Here is a 13,691-nt window from a genome sequence, read left to right as displayed (position 1 = left end):
CAAGATCTGGTTCGCCCGTAACTACAAGGCGCACAAGCCCAACACCGTGCTGCTGGACAACGCCCTGGCGACCATGGGCGCCGGCCTGCCTTCGGCCATGGCGGCGCACCTGGTGCACCCGGACCGCCCGGTGATTTCGGTGTGCGGCGACGGCGGCTTCATGATGAACAGCCAGGAGCTGGAAACCGCGGTGCGTCTGGGCATGCACATCACCGTGGTGATCCTGCGTGACGACGGCTACGGCATGATCCGCTGGAAGCAGGCCAACATGGGCTTCACCGATTTCGGCCTGGACTACGGCAACCCGGACTTCGTCAAGTACGCCGAAGCCTATGGTGCCAATGGCCACCGTGTGGAAAGCGCCGAAGGCCTGCTGCCGCTGCTGGAGCACTGCATCAAGACCCCGGGCGTGCACGTGATCGACTGCCCGGTCGATTACAGCGAGAACGACCGCATCCTCAACAGCGAGCTGCGTGAGCGCGCGCTGGCGGTGTAACGCCTGACCGGCACGGCTGACGCCGTGCCCTTGTAGGAGCAGCCTTGTGCTGCGAAGAGGCCCGTATAGCCGACACATTACTGTCAGCCATACGGGCCTCTTCGCAGCACAAGGCTGCTCCTACACGCTCAGGTCAAGCAGACCTTGCAGGCTGGCCAAAATGGCATTGGCGTCATAAGGCTTGCGCGTGACGGGCACGTGCTGCAAGTGCTCGGGAATGCTGATGCCGTCGCCGTAGCCGGTGGCGAACAGGAACGGAACCTGTCGGCGCACCAGCTCATCGGCCACCGAAATGGATGTGCCGGTACCCAGGTTGACATCCAGTATCGCGGCATCGGGTTGGCGGCTGCCAAGCAGTTGCATGGCTTCATCTTCGGAGCTGGCGGTGATCACGTGCTTGATTTGCGCATCGTTGAGGATTTGTTCCAGGCCGACTGCAATTACCAGTTGATCTTCGAGGATCAGTACACACAAGCCTGACCTCGCGGCAAAGGCATCGGTCGCACAGGCCATAGTTGAGGCGGGGATGGCAGGCTCTGCCGTTTCGGCTACGGAAAGGTGCTTGGCAGGAATCCTGAAAAAGCCTTGCAGGCCTTCGGGGTGATACTCCACGCTGCTGGTACCGCCCAGGTCGAACGGGATGCTGCGGTCTATCAGTACCGAACCGAAGCCACTGCGGCTGGGCGGGCGTACCGTTGGCCCAGCACTTTCACGCCAGCTGATGGCACAGGCATTGCTCGCGTCGATCACCCAACTCACCGAAAGCTTGCCGCCGGCCCGCGACAGCGCCCCATACTTGGCTGCGTTGGTAGCCAGTTCGTGCAGCACCAGGGCCATGACCGAATACGCGCGCGCATCGAGGATAACGTTCGGGCCCTGTAGCTCGATCACGCCGGCAGCCGTGCGATAGGGCGAAAGCTCGGCCTCCAGCAGCATCGCCAGGCGCCCACCGCCATCACCGCGCACCACTTGATCGTGGGCCAGCGACAATGCCTGGATACGCCCTTTGAGCGTTGCCACGTAGTCCTGCAGGGTCTGGCTCTCCGACGTCGGGTGGGCAACCAGCGCACCAATCAGCGACAGGATATTCTTGACCCTGTGGTTGAGCTCTTCGTTGAGGATGCGCTGACGCACTTCAGCTTTCGAGCGCTCGCTGGCGAGCAGCTCGTAGTTGTGCAGCACCACTTCGACAATGGCGGTGTGGATCGCATCGCCAAACTGGCGGTCTTGTTCGGTCCAGGGCAGCGACTGCTGGTGAACGGTTTCTTTCCAGAGGGCGAAGCTTTTGCGAGGTGTCAGGCGGTCGCCCAGCGCTCCGCTGTCATAGGTCTTGTTCGGGTCCCCGGCCCAGTCGAGTGTTTCGACAACCTCCTTGCGGAAGAAGATCAGGTAATCCCTCGGCTGCTGCGACATCGGGATGATCAGCAAGCCAGATACATCGGTGAAGTACGCCTGGGCCGAAGGCAACACCATCGACAGGCGGTTGGACGCCCAGGTCCGGCCTTCACTGACCATGTCTGCCAGGCGCAGCAAATCGGGCACGGCCGACTTGGGTGGCGCCAGGCCGGCGCAAGACCAGCGGCCTTGCAGCGACATGCCGATACCGTCGCAGGGGATGAGCGACATCAGCCGGGGCAAGCGAGCGTGGAAGAAGCCATCGATGTCTGCTGTCTGGTTGGCGTCGCGCAGCATGCTGTCCAGCGCTTTGTGCACGCGCACGGCGGCTTCGAGCTTCTGCCGGCTGCGCAGGGTCTCGATGTGCAGTGAGAAGAACTCGCCGAACATCTCTGCGGCTACCCGTTGCCCCATGGCCAGTGTGCGTGGCGAGTAGTGGTGGCAGGCGATCATCCCCCAAAGCTCGCCGTTGACGATGACCGATATCGACATCGAAGCGCCCACGCCCATGTTGCACAGGTACTCGCAATGGATCGGCGACACGCTGCGCAGGTGTGCGTAGGACAGGTCGAGCGGCTCGCCTGATGGGTCGAGGACAGGCTCGATGGCCACCGTTTTGAAATGGGCGTCGGAAATGACCCGGATCGGATTGCGCAGGTAAAGCGCCCGAGCCTGCTGCGGGATGTCCGAGGCGGGGAAGTATTGGCCCATGAAACTTTCGAGGTCGCTGCGCCTGGCCTCGGCGACCACCTTGCCGGCGCCGTCGCTGCCCAGCTGGTAGATCATCACCCGGTCATAGCCAAGCACGGCCCGGACAAAGCGGGCTGCGTCGCGGAATAACTTGTTGGTCTGGTCGATTTCGCGCAGCTGGGCAATCAGGGTACGGGCCAGCTCGATGGGCTCGGCGATGCTGGCGCCGGCCGGTTCGAATTCCAGGATCGCAGTGCCTTTGAACAAGTGGGCGGCAACGTCGAAGGCCTGGCCGTTGGGCAGCGTCACACTGAAGCTGAGTGCGGGGCGCGAGGCTTCGCGGGTACGGGCCAACGCGTTGCGCAACGTGTGGGCTACCTCATCCCCAAGCACCGCATGCAGCTTCTGGCCGTTGATATCGCCTGCTACGCCCAGCAAATGCGGGGCATTGACTGAGTGACGCAGGATCACGGTCGCCGATGCATCACAGGCTAGCAGGCAGCCATGGGGCTGGATGCTGCCAGGTATCTGGATAGGCTCGCGGTCGCAGTTGGTGAGGTTTACTTGGGGGTCGAAGGTCATTGGCCCATGCCTGTGGCTAAAGGGGAGGCTGCCAGCAGGGCTGCCATCGTCCGTCAGACTAGCAGGCATTGCCGCACTTGGGCACGGCAGATGCGAGGGCTGTTGCAAGCAAGGCCGGGAGGTTTGCACACCCCGGCCTTTACCCGCTGCTTGTTTTACTGCGCTTCTTCGAAATGCATCTCTGGCGGCTGCTTGCTGAAGCCTCGGGTAATAGCGGTCAGGTAGAGCATGCCCAGGCACAGCCATCCCAACCCCAGGTAGATTGCCAGGTGATCCAGGCTTGCCATCAACCACAGGTTGGATGCCAACCCCGCCAGGGGAAATGCCAGGTACAGCATTACGGCTTTACCGCCGCGTTGCCCCATGGCCAGCCAGTAATGGAAGATCACCGCCAGGTTGACCAGGCTGAAGGCCAGGAAGGCGCCAAAGTTGATGAACGAGGTGGAAGTGGTCACGTCCATGCGCAAGGCGAGCAGGGCAACTACCCCGCACAGGATGATACTGGGCACCGGGGTGCTGAAGCGCTCGCTGAGCTTGCCGAAGAACGACTTGGGCAACACACCGTCGCGGCCCATTGCATACAGCAGCCGGGAGGCGCTGGCTTGAGCCGACAGGCCAGAGGTGAACTGGCCAACGATCAGCCCCAGCAGGAAAACGCTGACGAACAGGTCGCCGCCGATGTTCTGGGCGATTTCATAGGCTGCCGCATCAGCGTTGGCGAAGTCGGTAGAAGGATGGGCCAATTGCACGAAGTAGCTGCAAGCGATGAACAGTCCGCCACCAATCAGGGTGATCAGCAGGATGGCTCTCGGGATGTTCTTGCGTGGCTCCTTGGTTTCTTCGGTCAGCGTGCTGACTGCATCGAAGCCGAGGAAGGAGTAGCAGGCAATCGCGGCACCGCTCATGATCAGCGGCAACTGGGCACCGTCCTTGTAGAACGGCTCAAGCGTCCACAACGGCACTGTGGGGTCACCCCACACGTAGTGCACGGCAAGCGCGACAAACGCCGCCAGCACCAGTAGCTGAATGAACATCAACAAGCCGTTGACGGTTTTTGCCAGGCGCAGGCCAACCACATTGATGAGGGTGGTCACGACGATGAACGCCAGTACCCAGACAGCCTGCGCAACACTGGGGAAAGCCGAGTGCAGGTAGGCGGCACCAATCAGCCAGATCGCCATGGGCAGGAACAGATAGTCGAGCAGCACCGCCCAACCCGTGATGAAGCCCAGTTGCGGGCTGATCGACTTGCGTACGTAGGTGTAGGCGGATCCGGCAACCGGGAAGGCGCGTGCCATGTTGCCATAGCTCAAGGCGGTAAACAGCATGGCGATGGCGGCTGCAAGATAGGCTGCGGGTACCATCCCTGCGGTGGTATCCGCCAGAATGCCGAAGGTGCCAAGGACGATGATCGGGGTCATGTAGGCGATGCCGAAAAGCACCACCGAGCCCAGCGAAAGTGTTCGCTTGAGTGTGGCCATTACTGCTTGCTCCAGCTTGTGATTGTTATTCAGAGTCGAACGTGCTGCCGTCCTTGGCGGCCTTGCCTGCCCGTCAGGGGGCTTGAATGGTGGAAGATCAGGCGGGGATGATCAGTTCACGCAGGCCGTTTTCGTGCTCGTGCTGTTCACCTGGTAGGTGAATACGACGCTGGGCGATGTAGGTATATTCACTACGCGATTGCTGCAGCTGTGCCATGTCCAGCTCGACGTTCAGGCGGCAGTCGCCACGGCCCGCTTCGCACAGCAGTTGGCCATAGGGATCGACCACGGCGCTGCCGCCGGCAAAGACCAGGCCGCCATCACCTTCACCGACGCGATTGACCATGACCGCAAAAGCCTGGTTTTCCATGGCGCGTGCAGTAATGGCAGTTCTATGGGTTGGCCCGTACGGGTCCATGTTGCCGTTGGTGACGATGATCAGTTCTGCACCGAGCTGCCCCAGGGCGCGAGCGCTTTCAGGGAACTCGATGTCGAAGCAGATCAGCAAGCCGACCCGCACGCCTTTGAACAAGGTCGTGGCATAGCGATCGCCTGGGGTGAACACGCCGCAATCGGAGGCCCAAAGGTGGGTCTTGCGGTAGCTGAGGGCCACACCTTCAGCGGTGACCAGCACCGTGGTGTTGTAGAACTTGCCATTGGCTGCTGCCTCGGCCATGCCGACCACCACGGCGACGTCCCGCGCGCACGCAGCTTGCTGGATAGCGGTGATGCTCGGGCCATCCAGCGGCTCGGCAACCAGGCGAATGTTGTCTTCGGTTGGGAAGCCGGTCAGCTGGGTTTCGGGAAACACCAGCAGCTCGGTACCGGCGCGGCAGTTGTGGATCGCCTCGATGGTGCGCTGCAGGTTGTAGACGGTGTCGCCATCGCGACCGGCCAGTTGAACAAGCTCGACCTTCATGTGTATTCCTCGACTAACTGCTTCAGCCGCCACGCGCCAGCGGCACGAGGGGCGTAAAAAACGATCCCGGTACAGGTTCGCTCAGCGTAAGCTAGCCCGGATTATGGGGTGGTGGTCACGCTGGGGGTATTACGCCCGCGTGGTAACCCTACAGGGGTAGAGGATGAATTTTACGCTGCACGACATTGCCTGGCACCGCGCGGTGGGCCAATTGATCGAAACACTCGACAAGGCGCATTTCTGGCCAACCTTGGTGCGGCTGCTGAACGAATATGTGCCCTGCGACAGCTGGGTCGCGCTGCTGTTTTCGGCGGCGCGACCGCAGGTGTTCGCCGAATGCCCCAGCGAGGACGGCAACCCTGATCCACTGTTTCAGGATTACCTGAACGGCCTGTACCTGCTGGACCCATTCTACGTGGCCAGCCGCGAAGCTGCGGCCTCCGGCCTGGTGCGGCTGGCGGACGTTGCCCCCGAATGCTTCGAACAGACCGATTACTACCAGCGCTACTTTCGCCTTAATGTGGTAGCGGATGAAATTCAGTTCAACGTGCAATTGGATGCGCAGCGCACGCTGTGTCTTTCACTTGGCTGCAAACGACGTTTCACCCTTGAACAGGTCACCCTGCTGGAACTGTTGCGACCGTGGGTGGCAGGCCTGATGCGCCAGCGCATGGCTTTCGAGCGTGAGTTGCTGGAAGCAGCCACTGCGCCGGCACCCCACTGGCAAAGCCGCATGGAGCAAAAGGTCGAACAGATGGAGTCGCCGCTGACCGGGCGCGAGTTGGAAGTGGGCAGGTTGATGCTCAGCGGCTGTTCCAGCAAGGAGATAGCGCGCAAGCTGGAAATCTCCGTGGAAACCGTGAAAGTGCACCGCAAGCACATGTACAGCAAGCTGGGGATCAAGTCGCAGTCGGAGTTGTTTTCGCTGTTTCTGCAGGCCCAACTGGGCTGATTCAGGTTGACGGGCTTTCCCTGCGTTCATCGCGGGGCGCTCGACGCAGGTTTCATCAACGGCGCCGAGTTGCTCGCCGCTGGAGTACAAGTGTGCTCTTTTCGCAAAGCGCTTGAAGGCGGGGTGTGATAAGTGCTCTCATCCCACGCCTGTGCTTATTGGTATTGAAAGATGAACCGCCCGCTGTTTGTTTCCATCGATGGCCCCAAGGGCACCGGCAAGACCACACTGCTGGAGGCCGTGACTCAAGCCCTGAGGCTGGACGGGCACAAGGTCGTCCGCCTTTGCGAGAGAAACAACGACCCCAACCGTGGCGAAACCATGGTGCTGGTCAATAGGCTCGCCCGAAGCCCTTGCCAGGATCTGGAGTATCAGGTCTGCGAGCGTTTCGCAGAAAGCCGCGCCTGGATTTCCCGAAAGGTACTGCCCAGACAACCCGCTGACAGCATCATCCTGATCGATCGCTGGTACCCCTCTGACGCTGCATTTCGCCGTAATGTGCCGTTTGCGCGGGTCATGCAGTTGAACCTGGAGCGCGGCGTGCAAGTGCCGGATTTGCATGTCGGCGTGGTCACCAGCGCTGAAACCTCATGGGCAAGGGCCATGGCGCGCAACCGCGGGCTGGGCAGCACGGTGATCCACAACCTGGATGAACAGGTTGCCTGCACCGAAGCGTTCGAGCGCGCGGTCGCCGAACATGGCTGGGTGCTGTGCCGAAATGAAGGCACCCTCGACCAGGCAACGCGGCAGGTGGTTGGCGAAATACAGGCTGTACTTCGCCACACGTGAACGCTGCCAGCAAGCTGATCGAGCTGTTAGCGCACGCTTTCCTCTTGGCGAGGTCGCGTCGCTGTTTGCGCGACGTGCGGGCGCTCAACCAGGCTTGCGCATCGAGGTCACTGGGTTGGAGATCATCGCGCAATTGCCACAGGGCGCTGGGGTGCGCTATCGCGAGACGCACCATTTGCCCGGCCAACACGCGAAGACGCGGATCTCGACCGCAGTCTTCAATATGGAAGCAGGGCGCCCCCTGTGGCGCCAGCTTCAGGAAACCTGGGCAGCCTGAAACCGCGCGCTCATGGTGTTGCAAACGCCGCTTTTCTTGCACCGAAAGCGGCCGTTCCTACTTGGCGGTAAAACCTGCAAACCGCTTGTTGAAGCCTGCCACCCGGCCTTCGGCCTTGGCTTTACGTTCCTGGCCGGTGTAGACCGGGTGCGAAGCACTGGACACGTCGAGCGTCACATAGGGGTAACGGAGGCCATCTGTGTGCACGTGCGTCTTGTCGGTATCGATGGTAGAGCCGATCAGCCAGTAGGCGTTGGCGGCCACGTCATGAAACAGGACGGGGCGGTAGTCGGGATGGATGCCGGGTTTCATATCGAACTCCTTAATGAATGTTATACAGTAACAATTTAGACGATGTTGCGATTCATTTGCAACAACGAACGATTCAAGCCTCGATCGACGAGTGATGCCCGGTAATCAGCCACTGATCATCGATCTGTTCAAAGGTGAACAGAAACCGCGCCGGTACTACGCGTTGTATACCGCTGTCGCGGAAAATGAAGGTGTAAAGCCCGCCGACAACCACGGTGCCAAGCCTGCGGCTGACACGTTTCTTGAACACTTGGATGTCGCACACCAGGCCGTCATTGGCCAAGAAGTTCTCGAAGTAGTTGCGGCGGCTGTCGTCGCAGTCCCGTACCTGGTTGGATAGGGTGGGTACCAGGATGGCGTCTGGCGCATACAGCGCAAGCACCTGGTCAACGTCACGCGTGGCCATCGTTGCCGCCCAGCGATAGAGGGCGGCCTTGGCGCCTGCCAGGCAGGCCGGTTCGGTATCGGTGCAGGGTCCTGTGGTGCTAGGGAAGGTGGCGGTTGCGCTCATGGGCTTACCTGAGTGTCTAGAAGATGAGTGGCAGGGTCATGCCGGGGTGCGGTAATGTGTTATAACATAACATTGCTGATACAGGTTTCGGATCATGTTTCTCAAAGGCGAACAGGTGGTGAGCCGTAGACACAGGGAGGCTCGTTCATGAGCGGTATCCTGGTCAGAAATGCCCGACTGGTGAACGAAGGCAAGGTGTTCGATGCCGATGTTCTCGTTGCCCACGGGCGAATCGAGAAAATCGCCGGCAGCATCGAGGGTATAAATGCCCCTGTCGAAATCGATGCACAAGGGCGCTGGCTGGTGCCCGGGATGATCGACGACCAAGTGCACTTTCGCGAACCCGGGGCTGCGCACAAGGGCACCATTGCCAGCGAGTCACGGGCCGCTGTCGCAGGTGGCATTACCAGCTTCATGGACATGCCCAATACCAACCCGGCGACCTTGACCCTGGCAGCCCTTGCCGACAAGAAGGCCCGTGCGGCCGGTTCCTCCGTTGCCAACTACGGCTTTCACTTTGGTGTGAGCAAGGACAACCTCGAAACTGTCGCCAGGCTCGACCCGCGACAAGTCGCGGGCGTAAAGGTGTTCATGGGGGCCTCCACCGGGGACATGCTGGTCGACGACCCCAAGGTGCTTGAGCGCCTTTTCGCCTGTGTGCCGACGGTGCTGCTGGCGCACTGCGAGCACACGCCCTCCATCCTCGCCAACGAAGCGCGCTACCGTGAGCAGTACGGTGATTTCATCCCAGCGGCGATGCACCCCCTCATACGTGAGGCACAAGCTTGTTGGCGCTCGTCCAGCCTGGCTGTGCAGTTGGCAAACCGGTTCGGCACACGCCTGTACGTGCTGCACCTAAGTACGGCCCAAGAGCTGAAACTGTTCGAGCCTGGCCCGCTGGCCAACAAGCGGGTCACGGCTGAGGTGTGTGTCCATCATCTGCTGTTTGATGACAGTCACTATTCGCGCCTTGGCTACCTCATCAAATGCAACCCGGCCATCAAAACCCGCGCAGACCGAGAGGCGTTGCGTCAGGCGTTGTTGTGCGACCGCATCGATGTCATTGGCACAGACCATGCGCCGCATACCCTGGCAGAGAAACGCAGCCCGTACGCGTCGGCACCTTCCGGTTTGCCTCTGGTGCAACATGCACTGCCGGCGTTGTTCGAATTGATCGAGGAGGGCGTGCTGCCCATCACTCAGCTGGTACGTAAAACCAGCCACGCAGTCGCCGACCTGTTCGCGATCCAGGAGCGTGGCTACCTGCGTGAGGGCTACTGGGCGGACCTCGTACTGATCGAGCGCCTCGCCGAGCCGCGGCCAGTCAGCCTTGACCCGGTGCTTGCCCACTGTCAGTGGACGCCATTCCAGCACCATCGGCTGCGGCATCGCGTGACCACCACGATTGTCTCCGGCCAATTGGCCTGGCATGACCACAAGTTGAACGAACATTGTCAGGGATTACCTCTAGCGTTCAATGTGCAGCGGCGCTGACCCTTCGAATGCTGCTCGCGCTCGAATACCCCAGCCGACCATCAGGCGCCCTGGCGGTCGATATCGCGGCGCAGCACTACCGAGGTGGTAATGTCATCCACTGATTCATGACGGGCCACGTTGTCGCGTACCTGGTTGAGGTCGTCGATTGTCCGGGTTTCCACTTCAACCACCAGGTCAAGCTGGCCGCTCACCGAGGAAACCCGGCGCACCCGGGCGTCGGTTGCCAACTGGTCGAGCAGCCCCATGGCAGGCGTGCGCTGCAACGTCACCAGCAAGATCGCGCGTATCACGTTGGCGTCTATTTCGCCGATGTCTGCGCGATAACCACGAATGATCCCGCTGCGTTCAAGGTTGGCTACGCGCTCGGTAGTGGCGCTTCTGGAAAGCCCTATGCGGCCGGCTAATGCCTTTAGCGCAATGCGCGCGTCCTTCGAAAGTACTTCAAGAATCTCACGATCTTTTGCGTCCAGCTCACGCATTGCACCACCCAATCAGCTCGCCGTCATTATGCCGGTCGGAACCGGCATAATGCCTGTCGACCCCGACCGTATGCAGGGTGTCGGTTTCGGCGGTGCATGACAAGCTATTGAAAAAACAATTTGCTCGCTCGGAACGTGATGATATGACAGACCTTTCCCACCCGGCACCTCGGTTTTCGGCAAGCGATGCAGAGGGCCTCGCAAAAGACTTGTTCAACGTCACCGGCACAGCGACGCCTCTCGATGGGGAGCGTGATCGCAATTATCGGCTGGAGACTGGCCTCGAAGCAGGATGGATCCTGAAAATCATCAATGCCAGCGAGCCCAGGGTAGAAAGCGAGTTTCAAACCGCGCTGCTCGATCACCTGGCCGTGCATGGCGCGCATTTGCGTGTGCCTCACCTGCGCGCCAGCGTGGCTGGCGACTACTTGCCGTCCGTGGCCAGCGCCACAGGTGAGAAGCATGCTGTACGCCTGGTCAGTTGGCTGGCCGGCACGCCACTGGCCGAGGCCAGGCGTTCCCTCGCACTGATGAGAAACTTTGGCCAGGCACTCGGTGAGTTGGACCGCGCCCTCCAGGGTTTCATGCACCCAGGCGCAGTCCGTGACCTGGATTGGGATCTGCGCCATGCTGCGCGCTCCCGTTCGCGTCTTCACCACATCAAAAACCCCGAGCGACGAGCCATTGCCGAGCGTTTCATCAGCCAGTTCGAGCACAGTGTTCAGCCCAGGCTGGCGTCCCTCCGGGCCCAAGTCATCCACAACGACGCCAACGACTGGAACATTCTGGTCGACGCCGAAACCACCAGCACCGTGACCGGCTTCATCGACTTTGGCGATGCAGTGCATAGCGTGCTGATTGCCGAGGTCGCGATCGCCAGCGCTTACGCCATTCTCGACATGGACGACCCGATTGGCGCCGCGGCCGCGCTGGTGGCCGGCTTCAATGAAAAGTACCCGCTGCAAGCGCAAGAACTCGATGTGTTGTTCAGCCTGATAGCCATGCGCCTGGTGATCAGCGTCACGTTCTCTGCTTCTCGGCAGGATCAGACCGACGACAATCCTTACTTGGCGATCAGTGAGGCACCTGCCTGGCGCCTGTTGGAACAGCTTGATTCGATGAACCCGCGGCTGGCCACCGGTATCCTGCGTAAAGCCTGTGGTTTCGATGCCATCGACGGTGCAGGCGAAGTCCGCCGCTGGATTGCCGATAACCGCAAATCGTTCGCCGACCTGGTGCGCCCGTCAGCCGCCATTCTCGACAAGGTAATCGCACCGTTCGGCGACGCCAGCCACGAGATGACCATCGCCTCGGCCGAGCAGCGCCCTGCAGATGCCACCCGCTGGTGGGATGAGTTCTCCGCCGCCAACAAAGTGCCGCTGGCCATCGGCCCATGGGGCGAGTTACGTACCATCTACACTGACAGTGCTTTCGAGTCCCGCTTCATCAAGGGGCAGCGCCGCACCCTGCATGTGGGAGTCGACCTGGTGATGCCGGCAGGTACGCCGTTGTACGCACCGGTGGCCGGCACCGTCAGAAGCGTCGAGGTAGAACCAGACCCTCTGGGTTATGGAGGCCTGGTGATGATCGAGCACGCTCCGCAAGGTTGCCCGCCATTTCTGACCTTGTGGGGGCACATGGCCCATGAGGCGCTGGGCCGCTTGAAGGTGGGTGACAAGCTCGAAGCTGGCGACCTGGTCGGTTACATGGGCACCGATAAGGAAAATGGCGGCTGGATCCCCCACCTGCATCTGCAGATGACCACCGATACCCAGCTCAGCGCGAGTGAGGTCATTGGCGTTGGTGAACCAGAGTACCGCGAAGTGTGGGCAGACCTGTTCCCGGATGCCTCGACCTTGGCCGGTATTGCACCAGAGACCTATAACCAGCAGGGCATGACCAAGGCCCAGATCATTGCCAAGCGCAAGGAATTGCTGCTGCCGAACCTGTCCATTTCGTACAGCGACCCGATCAAGTTCGTGCGTGGTGATGGCGTATGGCTGATCGACAACTTCGGGCGGGCCTACCTGGACTGTTTCAACAATGTTTGCCACCTGGGCCATAGCCACCCCGACGTGGTCGAAGCCTTGACCCGTCAGGCTGCGCGACTCAATACCAATACCCGCTACCTTCACGACAACATCGTCGAATACGCCGAACGCCTGACCGGCACTTTGCCAGAGGGGCTTTGCGTTGCGTCCTTTGGCTGTTCGGGCAGTGAAGCCAACAGCCTGATGCTGCGCATGGCGCGCAACTACACCGGCAGTGACCAGGCGATCGTGCTGGACTGGGCCTACCACGGCACCACGCAAGAGCTCATCGACCTGAGCCCTTACAAGTACAAACGCAAGGCCGGCAAGGGCCGGGCGCCGCATGTTTACGAGGCGGTGGTCCCGGACAGCTACTACGCCCCCGAGCACTGGCCAGTGGAGGAACACGGCAAGCGCTTTGCCGAGTCGGTAGCAGAGCAACTGGATGCCATGCGCAAGGTAGGCAAGAGGCCCGGGTTCTTCCTTGCCGAGTCGATCCCCAGCGTGGCGGGGCAGGTGTTCCTGCCCGAACACTACCTCAAGCAGGTGTACGCCATGGTTCGCGCCGAAGGTGGATTGTGCCTGGCCGATGAAGTGCAGGTCGGGTTTGGCCGCGTGGGTAGCCATTGGTGGGCATTCGAGACTCAGGGCGTGGTGCCGGATGCTGTCACCATGGGCAAACCGATTGGCAACGGTCACCCGATGTCGGCGGTGGTGACCACGCGCGAAGTTGCCGATGCCTTCGACAACGGCATGGAGTATTTCAATACCTTCGCTGGCAACCCCGTGTCCTGCGCGGTTGGCCTGGCGGTGCTCGATGCAATCGAGCGCGACCAGTTGAAAGAGAATGCCTTGAACGTCGGCAATTACCTGCTCGATGGTTTGCGCAAGCTGCAGCAGCAATTTGACGTGATCGGTGATGTGCGTGGCTTGGGTCTGTTCCTCGGTGTCGTGTTGGTCACTGACCGCAAGTCGAAGGCGCCGGCCACGGCATTGGCCAGGAAAGTTGCAGATGGCGCCAGGGAGCGCGGTGTGTTGATCGGCACCGAGGGCCCGCATGACAACGTGCTGAAGATGCGCCCATCAATGATCTTCACCCGGGCCAATGCCGACTTCCTTCTCGAAGTGCTGAAAGATAGCTTCAGCGCAGCGCTGATGGCAGGGCAAACGCAGAACCTGTAGGAGCAGCCTTGTGCTGCGAAGAGGCCGGTAAGGCGCAACAGCATCTTCGGCTGTAATGGTCTCTTCGCAGCGCAAGGCAGCGCCTACCCCAGGTACAGT

Annotated in this window: 11 protein-coding genes; 5 read left to right on the top strand and 6 right to left on the bottom strand. The window is 60.9% G+C overall.

The window, feature by feature from the left end; genetic code table 11:
• Positions 1-496, top strand: a 496-nt coding sequence (locus ACNFBR_RS23305; RefSeq protein WP_416736991.1) for a thiamine pyrophosphate-dependent enzyme, incomplete at its 5' end; no start/stop codon positions are given.
• Positions 497-616: 120 nt separating this feature from the next.
• Here ACNFBR_RS23305 and ACNFBR_RS23300 read toward each other — a convergent pair.
• From ACNFBR_RS23300 to ACNFBR_RS23290, 3 genes are all read right to left on the bottom strand, one after another.
• The gene (locus tag ACNFBR_RS23300; protein WP_416736990.1) at positions 617-3,163 is read right to left on the bottom strand and encodes an HWE histidine kinase domain-containing protein; all 2,547 of its coding nucleotides are present in this window, start codon (positions 3,161-3,163) and stop codon (positions 617-619) included.
• A 155-nt stretch (positions 3,164-3,318) separates the two neighbouring features.
• Complete coding sequence (locus ACNFBR_RS23295) at positions 3,319-4,644, bottom strand: APC family permease (RefSeq protein ID WP_416736989.1); 1,326 nt, start codon at positions 4,642-4,644, stop codon at positions 3,319-3,321.
• Between the two features lie 97 nt (positions 4,645-4,741).
• Entirely contained in the window at positions 4,742-5,563 is an 822-nt protein-coding gene (locus tag ACNFBR_RS23290) for a carbon-nitrogen hydrolase family protein (protein WP_416736988.1), read from the bottom strand.
• Positions 5,564-5,726: 163 nt separating this feature from the next.
• On the opposite strand from ACNFBR_RS23290, the gene ACNFBR_RS23285 reads away from it, so the two are divergent.
• Both ACNFBR_RS23285 and ACNFBR_RS23280 read left to right on the top strand, forming a co-directional pair.
• On the top strand, positions 5,727-6,515 hold the full coding sequence (locus ACNFBR_RS23285) for a response regulator transcription factor (protein ID WP_416736987.1): 789 nt from the start codon (positions 5,727-5,729) through the stop codon (positions 6,513-6,515).
• 171 nt (positions 6,516-6,686) lie between these two features.
• Complete coding sequence (locus tag ACNFBR_RS23280; RefSeq protein WP_416736986.1) at positions 6,687-7,304, top strand: dTMP kinase; 618 nt, start codon at positions 6,687-6,689, stop codon at positions 7,302-7,304.
• Between the two features lie 334 nt (positions 7,305-7,638).
• Here ACNFBR_RS23280 and ACNFBR_RS23275 read toward each other — a convergent pair whose 3' ends face one another.
• Entirely contained in the window at positions 7,639-7,893 is a 255-nt protein-coding gene (locus ACNFBR_RS23275) for a type B 50S ribosomal protein L31 (RefSeq protein WP_416736985.1), read from the bottom strand.
• 73 nt (positions 7,894-7,966) lie between these two features.
• On the bottom strand, positions 7,967-8,404 hold the full coding sequence (locus ACNFBR_RS23270) for a DUF4440 domain-containing protein (RefSeq protein WP_416736984.1): 438 nt from the start codon (positions 8,402-8,404) through the stop codon (positions 7,967-7,969).
• A 147-nt stretch (positions 8,405-8,551) separates the two neighbouring features.
• Here ACNFBR_RS23270 and ACNFBR_RS23265 point away from each other — a divergent pair, with 147 nt between their 5' ends.
• On the top strand, positions 8,552-9,898 hold the full coding sequence (locus ACNFBR_RS23265; RefSeq protein WP_416736983.1) for a dihydroorotase: 1,347 nt from the start codon (positions 8,552-8,554) through the stop codon (positions 9,896-9,898).
• A gap of 41 nt (positions 9,899-9,939) precedes the next feature.
• Here the strand turns inward: ACNFBR_RS23265 and ACNFBR_RS23260 are convergent, their stop codons facing one another.
• Positions 9,940-10,380 carry an Lrp/AsnC family transcriptional regulator gene (locus ACNFBR_RS23260; RefSeq protein WP_016714074.1) on the bottom strand — a complete coding sequence of 147 codons (441 nt, stop codon included), beginning with the start codon at positions 10,378-10,380 and terminating at the stop codon, positions 9,940-9,942.
• Between the two features lie 143 nt (positions 10,381-10,523).
• Between ACNFBR_RS23260 and ACNFBR_RS23255 the strand changes: the two genes are divergently transcribed.
• Positions 10,524-13,592, top strand: a complete 3,069-nt coding sequence (locus ACNFBR_RS23255; protein ID WP_416736982.1) for an aminotransferase class III-fold pyridoxal phosphate-dependent enzyme — start codon at positions 10,524-10,526, stop codon at positions 13,590-13,592.
• The last annotated feature ends 99 nt before the right edge of the window (positions 13,593-13,691 follow it).

The organism is Pseudomonas sp. NY11955, assembly GCF_048068035.1.
Taxonomy (GTDB): Bacteria; Pseudomonadota; Gammaproteobacteria; order Pseudomonadales; family Pseudomonadaceae; genus Aquipseudomonas.
The sequence above is the reverse complement of the archived record's forward strand: the minus strand, read 5'-3'. Positions and strand labels throughout refer to the sequence as shown.